Raw genomic sequence first — 18,956 nt, forward strand, 5'->3', positions numbered from 1 at the left:
TGTGCCTTGCCAGGGCGTGCCGCTCGGCTGCTGGCGAAAAGCAGGCGACGAATGGGGAAAAACACCTGCTCCCTCATCGGGCACAGGCAGGATACGCCAGGGGTGGGTGCTCAGGTTTATCTGCGCAGGGGCGTTTTTCGGCGCCTCGCGCGGGGATCTGACATAGATCAGAACCCTGGAGGCGCGCAAGGAGGAGTCTGGGTCGACACTGATGCCGATCCCGCGAAGGCGCAACAGCTGCCTTCATCAACGGGCACCTGGCATCGAAGCCCACCTGTCTGGAGGTCGATCATGAGCCAGTACCAACGGTTGTTGCTGATCATCAACCCGGCTCAACGCCATTCCCATGCCATAGACCACGCCGCAGCCCTGGCCCGGGCCAGCGGTGCGAGCCTGCATATCGCGGCCTTGATGAGGTCGCTGGATATTCTGTGGTTGCTCGAAGAGGGCGACCGCAAACAGGCCAGGGAAGGTTACTTGCAGGACCATCGCGACTGGCTCAAGGCCCAGGTAGAAGACTTGCGTGGCCAGGGGCTGGCCGTGACGATGGAGGTGGCATGGGTCGATGACATGCAGCAAGGCATCCTCGACCATGTCGTGGAAATGCAGCCCGATCTGTTGATCAAGCAGATAGAGCATGAGCCGCGGCTCAGGCGCGCGCTCTTCACCCCCCTGGACTGGCACTTGCTGCGCCATTGCCCGATACCGGTGTATCTGACCGGCGGGAATGGCAGCCTCTTGCCGCGCAAAGTCGTGGCCGCGGTCGAAGTGTCGGACACCAAGCCCGCGGACAACGAGCTCAACGAGCGGATCATCCATGAGGCTTCCAGTCTCGCTTTGCAGTGCGATGCCGAGCTGCACCTGCTTTACGCCTGTGATATCTCCGCGGCCTTTCTGGAAAATATGAGCGGCGTCGGCCTGACCCTGGCGGACCTTACCCGCAAGCTGCGCGAGGATCTGGAACAATCCTTCCTCGGACTGGCCGAGCGCTTTGGCGTGCCTGCCGAGTGTCGGCACTTCATCAAGGGCCCACCCGTCTCGGTGCTGAGCGAGTTTGCCCACGCGCAGGAGGTGGATGTGATCGTGATGGGCAGGAACCAGTCCCGCGGGCTGGCCAAGCTGGTGGGTAGCACGATCGAACATATTCTGTATCAGGTGCCTTGCAGCGTTCTGGCGGTCTAGGGGAGGGCGCCGGAGCAGGCTTCGGGCAGAGCAGGAGCAGAAGGGCGCGGCCCTGGCCGAGACCAGACGCCGCGCATCGCCGATGCCCCATCGGCAAGGGTACGAAGGCTCTGGCAGGAAGCCGGGCTTGCGGTAAGGCAGGTGAAGCGTTACCAGGACGAGGTGTGCGATGTTGAGAATTCAGCGTTTATTGCTCATTGCCCCAATCGAGATGACCCGCACCCCGGCGTTCGACCGGGCGTTGGCGCTGGCCAGCGCAACCGGTGCGATGTTGCACATTGTCGCTTTCGATCATGTCAACGCGCTGGCGGTGGCCGGCCTGTTCGACCACGACGCCATGAGCCAGGCCCGGGAAGGTTACCTGCAGGTGCACCGCCACTGGCTCGAACAGCAGGCGCGCTTTCAACGCTGCGAGGGCTTGCGGGTGACCACTGAAGTGGTCTGGGCCAGGTTGAGCCCGGCCCACGTGCTTGAGTACGTGAACGACTTCCATCCGGACCTGCTGATCAAGGATGTGCAACGGGTGCCGGCACTCGACCGGGTCTTCCATCGGCCTCTGGACTGGCTGCTGTTGCGGGATTGTCCCGCTTTCTTGCACCTGGTCAGCAGTGCGGAAAACCCCAAGCCGCTGAAGATCCTCGCCGCCATCGACCTGTCCCACCTGGAAGCCCTGACCCATGGGCTCAACGAACGGATTCTCGACCTGGCCTCGACGCTGGCAACGTCCTGCGGCGCGACCTTGCACCTGCTCAATGTCAGCAACTGGTCGGTGGTGGGCGACGCGGTGATGAGTGTGCCGACCTCGAGCCTGGACGGCAGCTTGCGCGATGCGGTCAACGATGCCCAGCAAGAGGCCTTCGATCTGCTTGCCGAACGTTATGGGGTTGAGCAGAAACACCGACATCTGTTGGCCGGCATTCCCCATCAGGTGATCGGCCATTTCGCTCGCAGGAACGTGTTCGACATGGTCGTGCTGGGCACGGCCTGCCGCCAGGGGGGCGAGGTTTTCGTCGGCAGTACCGCCGAGAACCTGCTGCACCATGCCCCCTGCAGCCTGATGCTGGTCAAGCCGCCCGCCGAGGCCGGCTGAAATGATCGCGGGCACAGCCACGGTTGATAAAAGTCAACGGTCGCCAGGGCGAAAGGAGCGATCAATAGCCCTCCCATGAAGGTTCAAGGAGACAGCCATGCGAATGTCATTTCTCGGCGCGGCCGGCACGGTCACCGGCAGCAAGTACCTGCTGGAGCATGAAGGCCAGCACGTGTTGATCGATTGCGGTCTGTTCCAAGGCTACAAGCAATTGCGCCTGCATAACTGGGACCCGTTCCAGCTACCGGTTCGCGAGCTGGACGCCATCGTCCTGACCCATGCCCACCTGGATCACAGCGGCTACCTGCCGGTATTGGCGCGCAACGGTTACCGAGGCCCGGTGTATGCCACGGCCGCCACCTGTGAGCTGGTGAAAATCCTGTTGCGCGACAGTGGCCGCCTGCAGGAGGAAGAGGCCGAGTTCGCCAATCGCCATGGCTACTCGAAACACACCCCGGCGCTGCCGCTCTATACCGAGCAGGATGCGGAACGCGCCCTGAAGCTGCTGCGGCCGCTGGAGATGCACCATCGGGTCGATATCCTTCCGGGAATGAGCATCCAGTTGCGCTGCGCCGGGCATATTCTTGGCGCGGCCACGGTGGAAGTCGTGGCCGGCGGCGTCACGCTGGTGTGCTCCGGGGACCTGGGGCGACCCAACGACCCTTTGATGTTCGCCCCGGAAATCATCGAACAGGCCGATTATCTGCTGGTGGAGTCGACCTATGGCGACCGTCGGCACCCTGTCGAGTCGCCGGAGGAGCAATTGGCACAGGTCATCAGCCGAACCGCGATGCGCCGTGGCATCACCCTGGTACCGTCGTTTGCGGTCGGGCGCGCGCAATTGCTGATGTATCACCTGTACCGGCTGCTACAGCGGCGTGCGATCCCAGACCTGCCGATCTACCTCAACAGCCCCATGGCCACCGATGTCACGCGCCTGTACCAGCGTTTTCGCAGCGAGCACCGCCTCTCCCAGGAGGAGTGCGAAGGCATGTGCCATGTCGCGCATTTCGTGCGCACCACCCAGGAATCGATCAACCTGGATCTGCAGCGCACGCCCGCGGTGATCATCGCCGCCAGTGGCATGGCTACGGGTGGCCGGGTGGTTCACCACCTCAAGGCACTGGCCCCCAACCCGATCAATACGTTGCTGGTTCCGGGCTTCCAGGCCGGCGGCACCCGCGGCGCGCAGATTGTCGCGGGCGCCGAGTCGGTGCGTATCCACGGCAAGGATGTGCCGATCCGCGCCGAAGTAGTGCCCATGGAAACCTTGTCCGCGCACGCCGACGCCGATGAAATCATGCAGTGGTTGCGCGGGTTCAAGCGGCCGCCGAAACACACCTTTGTGGTGCACGGCGAACCCAACGCCTCGGACGTGCTGCGCCGCCGTATCAGTCAGGAGCTGGGATGGTCGGTCTCGGTGCCGGAGTACCGTGACAGCGTCGAGCTTTCTCCCATCGACCAGCCCCCACATCTGCCGTCCTGACAACAAAAAGCCCTTGCCGGTTTCCCGGCAAGGGGCAAACTGGCCCGGCTTCAAGTCGCCCCAGCCGTCCTGCCGGATCGTTTCGCCACCTTCAGATTCCATTAAGAAACGCCACCGATACTCCTCCCGAACTTACCCAGGGAGGCATCCATCCATGCCTGATCACGACTGGCACATCCCTCTGCCCTTGCACTTCGGCCAAGCCGATGTGTCTTGCCAGGGCCTTGCCGGACGAGCCTCAGCGTCCGCTCTTCGAAGCCTTTATCCAGATCGTGCCGTGGACCGGGCGGGCAACGTTGGAGATTCATCGCTTTTAATGTAGCCATGCCCCCCAACGCCAGCCGAAGCTCGATGAGCTGCGTTGCATTGCGCAGGTACGACGATTGCCTTTCACTTTTTCATTGGCATGTCCATCATCGACGACTGCTGCTCCATCATCTGCATCATTATGTCCATCATGCCTTTGCCTGCGCCGTCCTTGGCTCCAGACATCTCCATGCATCCCATGGACCCCTGCTCCTTGCTCATCATGGCCATGCTGTTCTTCAGCGCTTTCATGCCTTCTTGCAGGGCGGCCTGGCGCTCGGCGGGCGTTTTGGCTGCTGCGGCCTTGTCATGGGCAGCCTGCATTTTCTCCATCTGCTCGGTCATGGCTTCAGTCATGGCCGCCGGCGTCGGTGCGGTGCTCTCGATTGCGCTGCCTGGTGCATCGGCCGGGTGATGCGCATCCTCGGCAGAGGCCATGAGTGCCCCGCCAGCCAAGACGGCAGCTAGAACGAATGTTGAATGCTTGTGCATGATGAACTCCTGAACTCGTGAGGGAATAAGCAGCAAGGACAGAGGCGCGAAAAGTGGCGCAGCAAAACGGAGCGACCCGTGCGCTGGCACTTTTTAACCAGGGGGGTTAATTGTTGAAACGGACGAAAGTCAGGCGAGCCGGTTCTTTCGGAGGGGCGGGGCGCTTCAGTGCAAGAGCGGCAAAGGAGGATACTTTCGCCGGATCGAGCACCCTTATGACTGCCGCAGTTAACAGCAAGAGGGCGGCCCACTGGAGGGCGTCCAATGCTGGATGCTGCAATGCAGGTTTTATCGCCGTGACCGTGTCCTCACAGTTTTTCAGGCAACCACTGCTGTGAAGGGCATGGTCATCCGCCACATGCTGCTCGACATTATGTGGCGCGGCCAGATCGTGATTCGCCTGTACCAGGCAGCCCTGGATGGCCATCACGCCCATGGCCAACACCCATACCATGAGGGTGAGGTGCAACAGGCGTTGGCGATGACGGCGGAACCAGGACATGAAGTACAACCTCGACTTATGACGTCGTATCGGTTTTCAGTCTAGCCAGCAAGGCAGTGGAGAATTTGATCAAAATCAAATTTCGGCGATTGACCGCCGAAGCGGCTGTATCGATCAGGCCACGGGCGCCTCTTGCTCGCGGGCCTGCTTGGCGTTCGAAACGTCAAGGGTACGGGGCAGGGCGACAGCGTTCTTGGCGGCGAGGATCTCGGCCATGACGCTCACGGCGATCTCGGCGGGGGTCTTGCTGCCGATGTAGATGCCGATGGGGCCGTGCAGGCGCTGGAGCGAGGCTTCGGTTTCGCCGAAGTGTTCGATCAGGCGCTCGCGGCGCAGCTGGCTGTTGCGCCGCGAACCGATGGCGCCGATGTAGAAGGCCGGGCTGTGCAGGGCCTCGAGCAGGGCCAGGTCGTCGAGCTTGGGGTCGTGGCTGACGGCGACGATGCAAGTGCGCAGGTCCGGGGCGAAGGCCCGTACCACATCGTCCGGCATGCCGACCAACTGCTCCACGCCCGCCACGTTCCAGCCGCCGATGTATTCGGGGCGGGGGTCGCAGACCGCGACCCGGAAGCCATTGAACAACGCCATGGTCGCCAGGTATTCGGCCAGCGCGCCGGCCCCGATCAGCAGCAGGCGGTAGCCGGGGCCCAGGGTGTTGAGCATCTGCCGGCCATCGAAGATGAACTGCTCCGGAGTGGCGCTGATGGTCAGGGACACTTGGCCGCTGCCCAGGTCCAGGCTGCGGCGCACCAGCTTGCCGGCGTTGAGTTGGGCCAGCAGCTGTTCGAGGGCATCCCTCGATGGGGTGAATTCGAGGATCAGTTCCAGGGTGCCGCCACAGGGCAGGCCAAAGCGGTGCGCTTCGTCGGCGCTGATGCCGTAGCGCACCACTTGCGGCGGCCCGTCGGGCAGGCCGCTGCCATCGTAGGCGTTGGTGTAGCGGTGGATCAGGTCGTCCTCGATGCAACCTCCCGACACGCTGCCGACCACCCGACCATCGCCGCGCAGGGCCATCATCGAGCCCACGGGACGGGGCGAGGAGCCCCAGGTGCGGGCCACGGTGGCGAGCAACACGCGATGGCCGGCCTGGAGCCAGTCATGGGCGGTGCTCAGGACCAGTAGATCGATGCTTTCCATGGGGACCTCGGTTGTTCAGGGGAGGGGCTGCTGGCGGATCCGCTCCTGGCCAGGGGGATCGCCAGCACCTCACTCCTTCTTTCAGCGCATGTGCAGGATGATCGGGCTGCTGCTGGCCGGGTCGGTATGCCCGCGCAGCTTACCGACCGCTTGCGCATCGACCGCGCCACCCGAATTGCCCCAGGTGCCGCGCACGAAGCTCAGGACCTCGGCGATTTCCCGGTCCGACAATTGCTCGCGGAAGGCCGGCATGCGGTAGGCATCCGGCACGCCGGCGGCGACCACGCGCTGCGAGCCGTTGAGGGTGATGTTGATCGCCGACGCGTTCTCCTTGGCCAGTGCCGAAGTGGCGCCCGCCAAAGGCGGCATCCACTCGGCCTGGCCCTGGCCGTCCAGGCCGTGGCAGGAGGCGCATCGGGTCACGTAGGTATGGGCTCCGGGGCTGTCCAGGCGGGTGGCGGCGGACACGGCCTGGTACTGCCAGGGCGCGCCGTCGCGCTGCGGATCGCCGGGTAGCGACTTGAGGTAGCGGGCGATCGCGGCCAGGTCCTCGTCGGCCATGAACTGGGTGGAGTTGTTGAACGCCTCGGTCATCGAGCCGTAGACCACCGCGTGCTGGTTACGCCCGGTCTTGAGGAACTGCACGATCTGCGGCTCGCTCCAGCGGCCCAGGCCGGTGTTGGCGTCCTGGCGCAGGCTCGGCGCATACCAGCCATCGAGCAGGGCGCCGGCGAGGAACGGCGCGCCGGACTCATCCAGGGCCTTCTCGTTGAACGCCAGGCCGCGCGGGGTGTGGCAGCTGCCGCAGTGGCCCGGCCCCTGGACGATGTAGGCGCCGCGGTTCCACAACGCATCCTGCTCTGGTTTGGCCGCGTAGGGCGTGCTCGGGGCGAACAGGCCGTTCCACAGTGCGATAGGCCAGCGCATGTTCAGCGGCCAGGGGATAGCGCTGGGGACGTTGGGCTGGCTGGCCGGTTGCACGCCTTTCATGAAGAACGCGTACAGCGCGCGCATGTCATCGTCGCTGAGCTTGACGTAGGACGGGTAGGGCATGGCCGGGTAGAGCCGCCGGCCACCCGGGGCGACGCCATGGCGCACGGCGCGGTCGAAGTCGGCCAGGCTGTAGGCGCCGATGCCGGTGTCCCGGTCGGGGGTGACGTTGGTGGCGTGGATGGCGCCCAGCGGCGTGGCCATTTCCAGGCCGCCGGCAAAGGGCGCCTTGCCCGGCAGGCTGTGGCAGGCCACGCAATCGCTGACCCGGGCGACGTACTCGCCGCGGCTCACCAAGGCGGGGTCGAAGCGGGTCGCCGCGGCCTGTTCCTGCTCGAAGGGCGAGGCGGGCTCGCGGGTGACATACCAGGCCAGCAGGCCTGCCGCGACCAGGCACGGCAAGGCCAGCCAGCCTGCGGTTCTTGCGAATCGGCTGTTATTCATGGGCAGTCCTTGTCGGTCAGCTGAAAGTGTATCGGCTCAATGGCAGGCTACGGATGCGCTGGCCGGTCAGCCGCGCCACCGCGTTGGCCACCGCCGGCGCCACCGCGGGCAGCGGGGGCTCGCCGACGCCGCCCATCTTTTCGCCACTCTCGACAATCCGTACATGCACCCGCGCCATGCGTGAAGGCGGCAGGATCGGGTACAGGTCGTAGTTGCGCGCCCGGGGCTTGCCGTCCACGTACACCGCTTCTTCCACCAATGTCTGGGACAACCCCAGGGCCACGGCGCCATTGACCTGGGCCTCGACGATCGCCGGGTTGACGATGCTGCCCGGGTCGATGGCCTGCCAGATGTCGTGGACCTTGACCTGGCCATTTTCGATCGACACCTCGGCGATCACCGCCGTGTGCGAGCCGAACGGCGAGGCCATGGCCACGCCGCGGGCGCGGCGAGTGCCGTCCTCGGCGGTGAACGGGCCGCGCTTCCAGCCGCCGGACAGTTCGCCCACCGCCTGCAGCAACGTGGTCAGGCGCGGGTTGTCGCGCAGCAGGTGCTGGCGTAGCTCGTACGGGTCGCGACCGCCTTTGTCCGCCAGTTCGTCGAGGAAGGCTTCGTAGAAGAAGTCGTTGAGCGAATTGCCCACCGAGCGCCAGTAGCCGAGCATGGCCGGCCCCTTGACGTAGATCTGTGCGATGCGCTTGTTGGCAATGGCGTAGGACTTGCCCGACAAACCTTCGAGGGCGGTGGGGTCGAGTTTCTCGCCCTGTTTGCCGGCGATGGCCTCGGTGGGGCCTTCGGTGGCGCTCACCGCTTCGATGGCCACCGGCAGCCCCTGGGCATCCAGCGCGGCCTGGAACTTGACCACGGCGACCGGGCGCAGCACATCACGCAGGAACTCTTCCTCGCGGCTCCAGATCAGCTTGACCGGGCGGCCGACGGCCTTGGCCAGGGCGATGGCCTGCGGGTAGGGACTGGCCGAGTCATAGAGGAAATGCCGGCCGAAAAAGCCACCCAGCAGCGGCGAGTGCAGGGTGATCCGCGAGGGATCGAGACCGGTGCGCCTGGCGATGTCGGCACGGAACATGTCCGGCGCCTGGTTGGGCAGCCAGACCTCCAGCGAACCGTCGGGATTGAAGCGCGCCAGGGCCGAAGGCGGCTCCAGCTGGGCGTGGTTGAGGTACTGATTGTGGTAGGTGGCCTCGACCCGGGTCTTGGCACTGACCAGGGCGGCGGCCACGTCGCCTTCGTTTTCGTCGTCACGGGCCGGACCTTGCTGGGCGGCGAGAAAATCGCGGAACCCATCGCTGGAAAAGTCAGCGGGCATTGGCCGTACCTTCGAGTCGGCGGACGCTTCCTGCCAGTCGACCTGGATGGCTTCCACCGCGCGCTTGGCGTGCCACCAGCGTTCGGCGACCACGGCCACCGCGCCGGGCAGTTGGTGAACGGAGTGCACGCCTTTCATGGCCTTGACCTGGGCCTCGTTGCGCAGGCTGCCCACCGTCATGCCCAGGCGCGGCGCATGCTGCACGGCGGCGTGGAGCATGCCGTCGACCTTCAGGTCGATGCTGTACAGCGCCTTGCCGGTGGATTTCTCGTAGGCATCGACGCGCCGCACCGGTTTGCCGATCCAGCGGAACTGGCTCGGGTCGCGCAGGGTGATGCTGGCCGGGTCGGGCACCGGCATGTCCAGGGCGCGACCGGCCAATTCACCGTAACCCAGGGAGCGGCCGGAAGCGGCATGCAGCACCCGGCCAGGCTCGGTGGACAGCTCGGCCAGCGGTACGCCGAGCTGCTCGGCGCCGGCCTGCAGCAGCATGGCCCGCGCCAGGGCGCCCAGGCGGCGCATGGTCGGGTAGCTCATGCGTACCGACATGCTGCCGCCGGTGATGCGCATGCCGTTCTCCATGACCACGTAGGCTTCGCCAGGCGGCGCGGCCTCGACCACGAAGGTGGCGGGGTCGGCGTCCAGCTCTTCACCGACGATCTGCGCCATGGCGGTGTGGGTGCCTTGTCCGCCTTCCATGAAGGGGCTGAGCAGGCGCACGCTGCCATCCGGGCGAATCTCCAGGAACGCCGGCACCTGGGTCCCGCGTTCCGCGGTGCTCGCCGTGGCGGCCAGGACCCTGGCCGAACCCAGCGGCAGGCCGAAACCGAGCACCAGCGCGCCGACGGCGGCGCCGGTCAGAAAGCGCCGGCGGGACAGGTTGACCGGTTCGTCCAGCGGCAGGTCCAGGAGGTCTTCAGCGAAATCGATGGGCTTGTTCATCAGGCGCTTTCCTTCTTGGCAGGCTGGGCGGCCAGGTCATGCACGGCGGCATGGATGGCGTTGTAGGTGCCGCAGCGGCACAGGTTGACCATCGCCGCTTCGATCTGCGCATCGCTGGGCGCGGGGCTGTGCTTGAGCAGCGCGGTGGCCGCCATGACCTGCCCGGACTGGCAGTAGCCGCACTGGGCCACCTGGTGCTCGACCCAGGCGGCGACCACGCGCTTGCCGACTTCGTCCGCCTCGATCGCTTCGATGGTGGTGACCTCGCGGCCGACCACACCTGCCACCGGGGTGACGCAGGCGCGCACCACATTGCCGTCCACCAGCACCGAACAAGCGCCGCACTGGGCCAGGCCGCAGCCGTACTTGGTGCCGGTCAGGCCCAGGTCATCGCGGATCACCCACAGCAACGGCGTGTCGGCGTCGGCATCGACCTGATAGGTCTTCTGGTTGATTCGTAGTTCCATGGCTCACCTGCTGATCATCGGTTGGTGTGTCTTTGTTTTTTCTTCAGGAGGCGCCACCAGGCGCGTCCTTGCTCAAGAAACGCGGGTAAAGGGGCGGATACGCCAATCCGCTGCCCCGTGCGCCGGGCTGGCCGCGAGCACGTCGGAGTAGGCCGGAAGGTCCAGCGAGAGAAAATGCGAGGAGGTGTCGAGGGTGTGTGCCAGGGGCGATGCCTGGCCGGCGCGGGCTTGGGTCATGGCGGCTGGCTCCTAGTGATCGGACTCTAGCCCAGGGGCCAAGGGTTTCCTATCCGATACCCGGCAAGCTCAGAGGATCAGGCAAGTATTCCAGAGGAATGCGCAATAATGCGGAGGAGGGCGGCTCGAACACTGTAACCAGATCTGGGCAATTGCTTGAAAAAGGTGTTGAGCCGCAGGTGTTGTCGTTAGAACGTCGATTTACCGATGGACGCTCCGCCATCGACAAACAATGTCTGGCCAGTGATAAAACCGCTCTGCTCCGATAACAGAAAGGCGATGGCCGCCGCGATTTCATCCGGCTGACCGAGCCTGCCCATGGGAACGCTCGCCAGATAACGAGCTTCGCCGTCGCTGCCGGGCGGATTCCCGGCGCGGAACAACTCGGTTTCCGTGGGGCCTGGAGCAATGGCGTTGACGGTGATCCCGGTGGTTGCCAATTCCAGTGCCCAGGACCGCGTGAAACTGACCAGTGCGGCTTTTGCCGCGGCATAGGCGGTACGGTGCGCGATCCCCAGAATGGTCAAGCTGGAAATGTTGACGATCCTTCCCCAGCCTCGATTGCGCATGCCCGGCAGCAATGCTTGCGTTGCCTGCAAGGCGCTATGCAGGTTGATTCGCATGACCTCGTCAAAGTCATCCAGATGTATATCGCCCAATGCCTGCGGGCGCACCAGGCCAACGTTATTGATCAAGCCATCGAAGTCATAACGTGAAACGAGCGCCGCCAGCGTTCTTTCGGTTTGTTCTCGATTGCCCAGATCGAGGGAAATGAGGGTGCCGGGAAAGTGTGGATCGTTGCTGTCGCGAGCGATGCCGACCACCTGGTGGCCTGCTTGGAACAACTGGGCCGCGAGTGCGCGCCCGATGCCTTTGCTGGCACCGGTGATAAGGAAGGTACGTGTTTTCATTGCAGTACTCCAAACACCCGGCAACATCCGGGATCGGGGGAGGGGGCATCGCCAGGATGTGTCGCGCAATCGACCTGGGCAGTGTCAGAGGCGTGTTGTTTCAGTCGCCCGAGTTAATGTCCGGACACTCTATTGATGTGTGCCTTGACGATAAACCACCGCCAATGGAATTCATTTGGACCTTGAAGGCAATAATGCCGTGCGCTGGCGAGGCTTGAGTCTGGCTTTGCGACGTCGTTAGCCTCGCGCATCAAAGCGTTTCGCCCATTGCTGCTCGCGGGCATGACTCACCAGCAGGTCTACGAAGACCCGCGTCTTGGCCGGCAGCAGTTTCTGCCCGGCGAAGTACAGCGAGATGGGCCCCGCGTCGACATACCAGTCCGGCAGTACCCGTTCAAGGGCGCCACTTTGCAGATGCTCAAGCACATCGGGAATCGCCAGTAGCGCGACGCCCAGCCCCATGAGCGCGCTCTGGCAAAGTGCTTGTGGGTCGTTGACCAGCAACCGTGGGCGCAACTCCAGTGCCGCACGCTGTTCCTTGGGGCCTTGCAATGTCCAGCCGCGGACCTTGCCGCTTTGTAGCGAGCGCATGGCCAGATGCTCAAGGTCATTCAACTGCTCGGGACGACGTACAAGAGGGTGCCTGGACAGACAGTCCGGCGATGCCACGAGCACCAAATGCGCCGGTGACAGATCCCGGGCGATCACCCCGGGCGAAAGCTCGATGCCGCCGCCGATGGCGACGTCAAATCCATCGGCGATCAGCTCCACCTGGCGATTGTCGAAGTGCCACTCGGGAACCACCGCCGGATATCGCTTCATGAACTGCGGCATCAACGGCAGCAGGTAGTCGCGGCCAAAAGCGGGCGCCGCGGAAATACGCAGCACTCCAGCCGGTTCTCCGGCATTGCTGGTTACGTCGGCAATCGCCGCCTGGACAGTCTCCAGCCCACTCTCGACGTTTGCCAGAAAACGCTCCCCAGCCTCGGTCAAGGCCAGTCGGCGAGTACTGCGTTGAAACAGGCGTACCCCCAGGTTGGCTTCCAGTTGGGCGACATTCCTGCTCACCGCGGCCGGCGTGATACCCAGGCGCCGCGCGGCGGCAGAGAAACTGCCTGCCTCTGCGCTGCGAACGAAAGATTGCAGATTGGCCAGGGTTTCCATGATCGATACCTTCAAGCAAACGTTGAAAGTGATTCTAGTCACTCCCTACTACTTGATGGAAAAAGAAAAGCGTTTCATAGCCTCACCCACCACCACTCGAGGCTCACACCATGAACCCTGTCACGCTTCCTCTCTCTGGCAAGATCGCCATCGTCACCGGCGGCTCGCGCAGTATCGGAGCAGCCATTGCCCAACGCCTGGCCGCGGACGGCGCTGCTGTCGCCATTACCTACAACGCCTCGCCTGATCGTGCCGCGGCCCTGGTCGAGACGATCACCGCTGCCGGCGGTCGAGCTATTTCGCTGGCGGCCGACGCTGGAGATCCCGAGGCTGTACGCGCCGCGGTCCAGCAGGTCGCCACGTTATTCGGCAAGGTCGATATCCTGGTCAACAACGCTGGCATCAGTGTGCTCGGTGCTCCGGAAGACATCGCTTTCGAGGACTTCCAGCGCATCCTCGCGGTGAATGTCACCGGTGTTTTCGTGGCCACCCAGGAGGCGCTCAAGCACATGGGGCAGGGGGGGCGAATCATTCATATCGGCAGCTCCATGGTGCAATACGCGGCTTTCGCCACCGCCTCCGCCTATACCCTGACCAAGGGCGCCGTGGCGGGCTTCAGCCGCGGCCTGGTGCGAGACCTGGGGCCCCGCGGCATCACCGTGAATACCGTCCACCCCGGGCCGACCGACAGCGACATGAACCCCGCCGAGGGGCCGGTGGCGGACTTCGTGCGTCCCAATATCGCTGTGGGACGCTACGGGGAAGGCCAGGACATCGCCAGCGCAGTGGCCTATCTGGCCAGCCCCGAAGCCGGTTTCGTCACCGGTGCCGAATTGATGATTGACGGCGGCTTCACCGCCTGAGGAGACAGACATGAGCATGAATATCAGCATCATTGGAGCAGGCGCCCTAGGCAGCGCGATCGCCAGGTTACTGACGAAGGCCGGCCTGGACGTCAGCATCGCCAACAGCCGTGGCCCTGACAGCCTCACATCGCTGATCGCCGAACTGGGGCCCAAGGCTCAAGCCGTTACCGCCGAGCAAGCGGCTACCGCAGACCTGGTGTTCCTGGCGGTGAACTGGTCGAAGATTCCATCGGCACTGGCCGGGCTGGGCCCCTGGGAAGGAAGGATTGTGGTGGATACCAACAACCCGATTGAAGCGCCGCTGTTCAAGCCCTTTGACCTGGGAGGCCAACCTTCCACCCAGGTCGTGGCGCAAATGCTACCCGGCGCCCATGTGGTCAAGGCCTTCAACCATCTATCGCCGAATCTGCTGGCCAACCCGAACGCCGAAGGGGGCAAGCGCGTGTTGTTTGTCTCCGGAGAGCATGCACACGCCAAGCGGCAGGTCAGCGAGCTGATCCAGCAACTGGGGTTCCATGGCATCGACTTGGGCGACTTGCAACAAGGGCAACTCGCGCAATTTCCCGGAGGGCCTTTGCCGGCGCTCAATCTGGTCAAACATGACTGACGACGAGGCCGGTGAATACCGGCTTCACTTTATGAGGACTGTATTGAGAGCAGGTTCGGCCGGAGTTTTTCCAGTTGCCCTGGAAAGGCGTTCGGAACGATGGTTTTGTGACTGGATATCTTATCGGTCACAAGTTGTCAGTCCGCTATAGGGTGAGTAAGCTGTTCCCATGAATCAGCCATCGATATCTCCGCCCAGCGCCCGTGGCCCAGCCGATCACGACATTCGAAACCAGATTGTCGCGGCGGCCAACGAGCACTTCAGTCAGTACGGCTATGGCAAAACCACGGTCTCCGACCTGGCGAAAGCCATCGGTTTTTCCAAAGCCTATATCTACAAGTTTTTTGATTCCAAGCAGGCGATCGGTGAAGCCATCTGCACAAATTGCCTGGCAGAAATCGTTGCGGCTGTTGAACAGGCCATCAATGGAGAGACCCTTTCGGCAACGGAGCGCTTTCGGCGCCTGGTCAAAACGGTGATCGCCACAGGTGTGAACCTGTTCTTCAACGATCGGAAACTCTATGACATCGCAGCGTTTTCTGTGTCGGAGCGCTGGTCCAGTTCGCAAGTTTATGAAGCACAGATCAAGCAATTCATTTTGCAGATTGTGCGTGAAGGGCGAGAGGTCGGTGAGTTTGAACGCAAGACTCCCCTGGACGAGACGGTAGACGCGATACATCTTGCTCTGCGGCCATTCGTCAATCCTCTACTGCTGCAGTACAACCTCGATTTTGTCGAAGAGGCGCCCACGCTCACCTCCAATCTCATCTTGCGCAGCCTCATGCCTTGATCTTCGGCTAACGCTCGAACGCCTGCTGCTCTGGGCGAGGTATTGCCCAAGCGGCTTTTCACTTTGCCCTTCCTCCAACCGTCGAAGGGCATTTATTTATCTGTTATGTGACTATTGACTGAAATAGTCACATGGATAAGTATGCGTCCGTTGCTTCTGCTGTTTTATCCCGGTGATAACCCTAGAGTTCTAATAATGAAAAAAATATTGCTCATGAGCCCGCTTGGGCTCGCTGTTGCGCTCGCGTCTTCTTATGTGTCTGCGAGCGGCTTCGCTCTCAATGAACAGAGCATCAGCGGGATGGGCTCTGGATTTGCCGGTCGTTCCTCCTCCGCTGAAGATGCGAGCACGGTGTTCGGTAATCCGGCGGGCATGTCACGCTTGAAAAGAGAACAGGTCAGCGTAGGGGCGGCGACGCTTTTCGCGAAGTCCGACATCAGCCAGACCCGCAGTACATTCGCAGGCCAGGAAGACGGCGACATGGTACCCACGACTACGGTACCTATGGGCTACTACGTCAAACCCATTGATGAGCACTGGGCATTCGGTGTCGGGTTTTATGTGCCTTTCGGCCTGATGACCGATTATGGCAGCGGCTTTGCGGGGCGTTACTACGCTAACAAAAGCGAGGTCACGACATTCACCTTCCAGCCCACCATCAGCTATGCCTTTAACGACACCGTTTCGATCGGGTTCGGTCCCACCATCAACCGTATCAGCGGCGAGTTGTCCGGGATGGTGCCCAATCCACTCAGTCCTGGGCGCAACGACGGAAAACTCAAAAGCAATGGCGACGATACGGCCCTGGGTTTCAACGCCGGCATTCTGGTACAGGCTACCGATCGAACTCGCCTCGGATTGACCTACCATTCCAAGGTCAGTTACCACCTGGATGCCAAGACCAAGGTCACCGACGGCATCTTTAGCGTGTTGGGGGTGAGCGGCCGCAGCTATGACGCTTCGCTGGATGTGGATACGCCGGAGTCGGTGGACTTCTCGGTAACTCATCAGCTCAGTAATGACTGGACGCTCTATCTGGGGAGCACCTGGACCCGCTGGAGTCGCTTCAAGGAATTAACCATCGAGAACACGGGCTTGCCTCCTTTATTGAGCGGCTCGCTGGGCACGGTTACCGAAGAACAGGACTGGCACGATACGTGGGCCCACGCTATCGGTACGGCGTACAAGCTGAACGATCGCTGGGTACTTCGTGCCGGCTTGTCAGTCGACCAGTCGCCCGCCAACAACACCCATCGTGGACCCCGTATTCCAACGGGCGACCGGACGGTTATCAGCTTCGGGGCTGGCTGGACTCCGGCGGACAATGTCACGATCGATGTCGCTTATTCCTATCTGTGGGAGGAGAGCGTGCAGGTCAACGGTACCTCCGCGACCCGGGGCGCATACAGTGCCAAGTACAAGAACAGCGCGAGCGGGCTCGGCACTTCCGTCAGCTATCGTTTCTAAGATAGGGCGTCGTTCTACGATAAGGTGTCGGCCGGGAGTGCAGGTTACCTCCCGGCCTTTTAATGCATATTTTTCTCGGGGGAAGCCGCGTCGTCGCCACTCACACGCCCATGACGCGTGACATGAGCTCCTGATGAAATCGGCGTGGCGTGGCCCAGGTCAAGACGGTGATAGCCTTGTTGCCAAAACCTGGCACGACACTCATACGTCCGGCTTGCAGCGCACGGATTCCTGCACGTACAACGGGCTCGGGCTGCATCATGACGCTTTTCAAGGCCGGCGTGATTTTCTGCTTGGCGCTTTGTGCAAAGCCGGTGTCCGACATCCCAGGACAAAGGGCGGTCACGACGACGCCAGCGCTTTTGAGTTCACGATGAAGCGCGTCGGAGAAGCGAAGCACATAAGCCTTCGCCGCAGAGTAAACAGCGAAATTCTTCACGCCCTGAAAAGACAGCAGGCTGGCGACCATCAGGATGTGGCCACGTTGCCGGGTTCGCATGTCTGCCGCGACGAGGCGTGTCAGGGCCGTCAAGCTGGCGATATCCAGATCGATCATGGCCAGGGAGTTGTCCAGGGGCTGTTCCAGGAAGGGGCCCTGCAACCCATGACCCGCGTTGTTGATCAGCACATCGATCACGATGTTGCGTTCGCTTAGCCGCTTGTGCAGATCGATAACCGCCGGGATCGAGGACAGGTCTACTTGCTCGACGATGACCTCAACGCCGAAACGTTCGCGCAACTCTATCGATAGCGCTTCGAGCCTGCTCAGCCTGCGCGCCACCAGGACCAGTGATTTCCCTTGTGCTGCGTATTGCCGGGCAAACTCCTCGCCAAATCCGCTTGAGGCACCGGTGATGAGCACCCAGGAATTCTCGCTCGCTTTCATATCGCTGTTCTCTGGTTGGTTTATGGAATCGTTTGGGCAGCTGACCGCCGCGCAAGCAGAACGACGCAGATCAATGCTCGCCAGCCGGTCACGCGAAGCCCGCTCTCGAACGGGTAGTCGCGTGTGCGCATAAAGCGCCACGTCGCCTGGTCAAGTCATCGAGTCGCCACGGACCGGGTGTCAGGAGGTTGCCAGCCACCACCGAGGGCCTTGAACGCCGCGACCGCCGCCCGTGCCGATTCCGTTCGCGCCTGCGCTCGGGCATCGGAAGCCTGCAGCATCGTTTCGTCGGCGTGCAGGACATCGATCAGGCTGGCCGTGCCTTTCTGGTAGGCGATGAACGACGATTGGCGAGCCTGCGTCAGGGAGGCTTCGCCTTCGGTCAGGGTGGTTGCCTGGACTTCCCGATTCACCAGGGCGGAAAAGGCATTCTCGACATCTTCGGTGGCGCGCAGTACGGACTGGCGGTAAGCGGCCAGTGCTTGCGCTTCCTGGCCCTTGGCTTGATCGATTTGAGCGTTTATGCGGCCAAAGTCGAACAGTCTCCAGCGCAGGCCCAACACGCCCGCCGACTGATTGGCGCCGCCGGTGAAAAGATTGCCGCCGGATACCACCGTGGCGCTACCCAGCAATGCGCTGAGGGAGAATTTCGGGTAGTACTCGGCAATCGCCACCCCGATGCGCGCGTTGGAAGCCGCAAGCTGGCGCTCGGCGACGATGAGATCGGGCCTGCGGCGTAGCAGATCGGCCGGCGTCCCCATGGCCTTGATCTGCGGTGCAAGAGGAATGCTCCCTGCATTGGCCAGTTGCGCGCGATGAGTGCCGGGCGGTGTACCGAGCATGACATCCAGTGCATTCATGGCAGCATCCAGTCCGGTCTGCAGGACCGGCACGGTCGCCTGGACCTGCGATAGCGCGCCCTCGGTCTGCTGAACCTGATAGTTGGCAGCGAGGCCCTTGCCGTAAAGCAAGCGGACTTTCTCTAGCAGCCCCTGCTGCGTTTTGACTTGGCGGTTGGCAATGTCCAGCCGGGCCTGCAATCCGCGGAGGGTGATGTAGATATCGGCGGTCTGCGCGGCGACGGCCAGTCGTGTGGCGGCGGCGCCCGCCTCGGAAGCCTGGTACTCGGCGAGTGCGGCTTCGCGTCCGCGCCGCAGGCCGCCAAAGACATCGACTTCCCAGCCCGCACCGAGGTTAACCTCGTAGGAGTTTCCATACCGATCATAGCCGGGCGTTGAGTTCAACACCTGGCCGAGCGGGGTCTCGATCGATTGGTAGGAACGCGCGGCCTGGCCACTGATGTTCCCCGAGGGCAGCAAGGCGGCATTTGCGGCACCCAATCCTGCCCGAGCCTGCGTGACTCGCGCCGACGCCTGTGCCAGATCCAGGTTCTGTTCAAGCGCCTTGGAGACGAAGTCGGCTAGCACGGGATCACCAAAACCTTCCCACCAGGCCACAAGACTGGCCGGCGTCGCCACAGGCCTCTGCTCGACGGCAGACTGGCCCAGGTAACGGTCCAGAAGAGGAGGGTGCGGACGTTGATAGTCCGGACCGACTGCGCAGCCCGCCATCAAGCTGGCGCTTACCCAAAGAGCAATGGGGCGGAGGGGAGGCATTGAGGCTCCTTAAATCGAGGATATTTGTGACCATATTACGTTATGGTCAC

The 18,956-nt window shown here is 62.8% G+C and carries 18 protein-coding genes; 7 read left to right on the forward strand and 11 right to left on the reverse strand.

Annotated elements, in window-relative coordinates:
* Nucleotides 1-291: 291 nt before the first annotated feature.
* From BMY68_RS07055 to BMY68_RS07065, 3 genes are all read left to right on the forward strand, one after another.
* Nucleotides 292-1,182 carry a universal stress protein gene (locus tag BMY68_RS07055; RefSeq protein ID WP_085530860.1) on the forward strand — a complete coding sequence of 297 codons (891 nt, stop codon included), beginning with the start codon at nucleotides 292-294 and terminating at the stop codon, nucleotides 1,180-1,182.
* A gap of 169 nt (nucleotides 1,183-1,351) precedes the next feature.
* On the forward strand, nucleotides 1,352-2,272 hold the full coding sequence (locus BMY68_RS07060) for a universal stress protein (RefSeq protein WP_085530859.1): 921 nt from the start codon (nucleotides 1,352-1,354) through the stop codon (nucleotides 2,270-2,272).
* A 97-nt stretch (nucleotides 2,273-2,369) separates the two neighbouring features.
* Nucleotides 2,370-3,758: an MBL fold metallo-hydrolase RNA specificity domain-containing protein gene (locus tag BMY68_RS07065; RefSeq protein ID WP_085530858.1), complete on the forward strand. Its 1,389-nt coding sequence runs from the start codon at nucleotides 2,370-2,372 to the stop codon at nucleotides 3,756-3,758.
* A gap of 390 nt (nucleotides 3,759-4,148) precedes the next feature.
* Here the strand turns inward: BMY68_RS07065 and BMY68_RS07070 are convergent, their stop codons facing one another.
* From BMY68_RS07070 to BMY68_RS07105, 9 genes are all read right to left on the reverse strand, one after another.
* Nucleotides 4,149-4,556, reverse strand: a complete 408-nt coding sequence (locus BMY68_RS07070; RefSeq protein WP_085530857.1) for a hypothetical protein — start codon at nucleotides 4,554-4,556, stop codon at nucleotides 4,149-4,151.
* Nucleotides 4,557-4,662: 106 nt separating this feature from the next.
* Nucleotides 4,663-5,058 (reverse strand): hypothetical protein, encoded by a 396-nt coding sequence (locus tag BMY68_RS07075; protein WP_085531561.1) that lies wholly within the window; start codon nucleotides 5,056-5,058, stop codon nucleotides 4,663-4,665.
* Between the two features lie 114 nt (nucleotides 5,059-5,172).
* Entirely contained in the window at nucleotides 5,173-6,195 is a 1,023-nt protein-coding gene (locus BMY68_RS07080; protein ID WP_085530856.1) for an XdhC family protein, read from the reverse strand.
* 81 nt (nucleotides 6,196-6,276) lie between these two features.
* Nucleotides 6,277-7,629 carry a c-type cytochrome gene (locus BMY68_RS07085; protein WP_085530855.1) on the reverse strand — a complete coding sequence of 451 codons (1,353 nt, stop codon included), beginning with the start codon at nucleotides 7,627-7,629 and terminating at the stop codon, nucleotides 6,277-6,279.
* A gap of 16 nt (nucleotides 7,630-7,645) precedes the next feature.
* On the reverse strand, nucleotides 7,646-9,895 hold the full coding sequence (locus BMY68_RS07090) for a xanthine dehydrogenase family protein molybdopterin-binding subunit (RefSeq protein ID WP_085530854.1): 2,250 nt from the start codon (nucleotides 9,893-9,895) through the stop codon (nucleotides 7,646-7,648).
* Entirely contained in the window at nucleotides 9,895-10,362 is a 468-nt protein-coding gene (locus BMY68_RS07095) for a (2Fe-2S)-binding protein (protein WP_085530853.1), read from the reverse strand. Before BMY68_RS07095 ends, BMY68_RS07090 begins: the two co-directional genes overlap by 1 nt.
* 72 nt (nucleotides 10,363-10,434) lie before the next feature.
* Nucleotides 10,435-10,599: a hypothetical protein gene (locus BMY68_RS29825; protein ID WP_155736182.1), complete on the reverse strand. Its 165-nt coding sequence runs from the start codon at nucleotides 10,597-10,599 to the stop codon at nucleotides 10,435-10,437.
* Nucleotides 10,600-10,787: 188 nt separating this feature from the next.
* Nucleotides 10,788-11,510, reverse strand: coding sequence for an SDR family oxidoreductase (locus tag BMY68_RS07100; RefSeq protein ID WP_009043867.1), 723 nt, complete (start codon nucleotides 11,508-11,510; stop codon nucleotides 10,788-10,790).
* 237 nt (nucleotides 11,511-11,747) lie between these two features.
* Complete coding sequence (locus tag BMY68_RS07105) at nucleotides 11,748-12,674, reverse strand: LysR family transcriptional regulator (RefSeq protein WP_085530852.1); 927 nt, start codon at nucleotides 12,672-12,674, stop codon at nucleotides 11,748-11,750.
* A gap of 110 nt (nucleotides 12,675-12,784) precedes the next feature.
* On the opposite strand from BMY68_RS07105, the gene BMY68_RS07110 reads away from it, so the two are divergent.
* The 4 genes from BMY68_RS07110 to BMY68_RS07125 all read left to right on the forward strand — a co-directional run bounded on the left by BMY68_RS07110 (nucleotide 12,785) and on the right by BMY68_RS07125 (nucleotide 16,404).
* A complete protein-coding gene (locus BMY68_RS07110) occupies nucleotides 12,785-13,537 on the forward strand; it encodes a 3-oxoacyl-ACP reductase family protein (RefSeq protein ID WP_085530851.1) in 753 nt (250 codons plus the stop codon).
* A gap of 16 nt (nucleotides 13,538-13,553) precedes the next feature.
* Nucleotides 13,554-14,147 carry an NADPH-dependent F420 reductase gene (locus BMY68_RS07115; protein WP_239694085.1) on the forward strand — a complete coding sequence of 198 codons (594 nt, stop codon included), beginning with the start codon at nucleotides 13,554-13,556 and terminating at the stop codon, nucleotides 14,145-14,147.
* Between the two features lie 169 nt (nucleotides 14,148-14,316).
* Nucleotides 14,317-14,937, forward strand: a complete 621-nt coding sequence (locus BMY68_RS07120; RefSeq protein WP_009043871.1) for a TetR/AcrR family transcriptional regulator — start codon at nucleotides 14,317-14,319, stop codon at nucleotides 14,935-14,937.
* A gap of 195 nt (nucleotides 14,938-15,132) precedes the next feature.
* Nucleotides 15,133-16,404 carry an OmpP1/FadL family transporter gene (locus BMY68_RS07125; RefSeq protein WP_062825885.1) on the forward strand — a complete coding sequence of 424 codons (1,272 nt, stop codon included), beginning with the start codon at nucleotides 15,133-15,135 and terminating at the stop codon, nucleotides 16,402-16,404.
* A 100-nt stretch (nucleotides 16,405-16,504) separates the two neighbouring features.
* Here the strand turns inward: BMY68_RS07125 and BMY68_RS07130 are convergent, their stop codons facing one another.
* Both BMY68_RS07130 and BMY68_RS07135 read right to left on the reverse strand, forming a co-directional pair.
* Complete coding sequence (locus tag BMY68_RS07130; protein ID WP_085530849.1) at nucleotides 16,505-17,290, reverse strand: SDR family NAD(P)-dependent oxidoreductase; 786 nt, start codon at nucleotides 17,288-17,290, stop codon at nucleotides 16,505-16,507.
* A 155-nt stretch (nucleotides 17,291-17,445) separates the two neighbouring features.
* On the reverse strand, nucleotides 17,446-18,906 hold the full coding sequence (locus BMY68_RS07135; RefSeq protein ID WP_085530848.1) for an efflux transporter outer membrane subunit: 1,461 nt from the start codon (nucleotides 18,904-18,906) through the stop codon (nucleotides 17,446-17,448).
* Nucleotides 18,907-18,956 lie beyond the last annotated feature (50 nt).

Origin of the sequence: Pseudomonas sp. NFACC41-3 (assembly GCF_900109505.1) — a bacterium.
In the GTDB taxonomy this organism is placed as follows: Bacteria; Pseudomonadota; Gammaproteobacteria; order Pseudomonadales; family Pseudomonadaceae; genus Aquipseudomonas; species Aquipseudomonas chlororaphis.

Excerpts from the sequence above, each read along its gene's own strand:
- BMY68_RS07120 (WP_009043871.1), top strand. The coding sequence starts at position 14,317 with ATGAATCAGCCATCGATATCTCCGCCCAGCGCCCGTGGCCCAGCCGAT.
- BMY68_RS07115 (WP_239694085.1), top strand. The coding sequence starts at position 13,554 with ATGAATATCAGCATCATTGGAGCAGGCGCCCTAGGCAGCGCGATCGCC.
- BMY68_RS07090 (WP_085530854.1), bottom strand. The coding sequence starts at position 9,895 with ATGAACAAGCCCATCGATTTCGCTGAAGACCTCCTGGACCTGCCGCTG.
- BMY68_RS07110 (WP_085530851.1), top strand. The coding sequence starts at position 12,785 with ATGAACCCTGTCACGCTTCCTCTCTCTGGCAAGATCGCCATCGTCACC.
- BMY68_RS29825 (WP_155736182.1), bottom strand. The coding sequence starts at position 10,599 with ATGACCCAAGCCCGCGCCGGCCAGGCATCGCCCCTGGCACACACCCTC.
- BMY68_RS07065 (WP_085530858.1), top strand. The coding sequence starts at position 2,370 with ATGCGAATGTCATTTCTCGGCGCGGCCGGCACGGTCACCGGCAGCAAG.
- BMY68_RS07060 (WP_085530859.1), top strand. The coding sequence starts at position 1,352 with ATGTTGAGAATTCAGCGTTTATTGCTCATTGCCCCAATCGAGATGACC.
- BMY68_RS07055 (WP_085530860.1), top strand. The coding sequence starts at position 292 with ATGAGCCAGTACCAACGGTTGTTGCTGATCATCAACCCGGCTCAACGC.
- BMY68_RS07075 (WP_085531561.1), bottom strand. The coding sequence starts at position 5,058 with ATGTCCTGGTTCCGCCGTCATCGCCAACGCCTGTTGCACCTCACCCTC.
- BMY68_RS07130 (WP_085530849.1), bottom strand. The coding sequence starts at position 17,290 with ATGAAAGCGAGCGAGAATTCCTGGGTGCTCATCACCGGTGCCTCAAGC.
- BMY68_RS07085 (WP_085530855.1), bottom strand. The coding sequence starts at position 7,629 with ATGAATAACAGCCGATTCGCAAGAACCGCAGGCTGGCTGGCCTTGCCG.
- BMY68_RS07100 (WP_009043867.1), bottom strand. The coding sequence starts at position 11,510 with ATGAAAACACGTACCTTCCTTATCACCGGTGCCAGCAAAGGCATCGGG.
- BMY68_RS07080 (WP_085530856.1), bottom strand. The coding sequence starts at position 6,195 with ATGGAAAGCATCGATCTACTGGTCCTGAGCACCGCCCATGACTGGCTC.
- BMY68_RS07125 (WP_062825885.1), top strand. The coding sequence starts at position 15,133 with ATGAAAAAAATATTGCTCATGAGCCCGCTTGGGCTCGCTGTTGCGCTC.
- BMY68_RS07105 (WP_085530852.1), bottom strand. The coding sequence starts at position 12,674 with ATGGAAACCCTGGCCAATCTGCAATCTTTCGTTCGCAGCGCAGAGGCA.
- BMY68_RS07135 (WP_085530848.1), bottom strand. The coding sequence starts at position 18,906 with ATGCCTCCCCTCCGCCCCATTGCTCTTTGGGTAAGCGCCAGCTTGATG.
- BMY68_RS07095 (WP_085530853.1), bottom strand. The coding sequence starts at position 10,362 with ATGGAACTACGAATCAACCAGAAGACCTATCAGGTCGATGCCGACGCC.
- BMY68_RS07070 (WP_085530857.1), bottom strand. The coding sequence starts at position 4,556 with ATGCACAAGCATTCAACATTCGTTCTAGCTGCCGTCTTGGCTGGCGGG.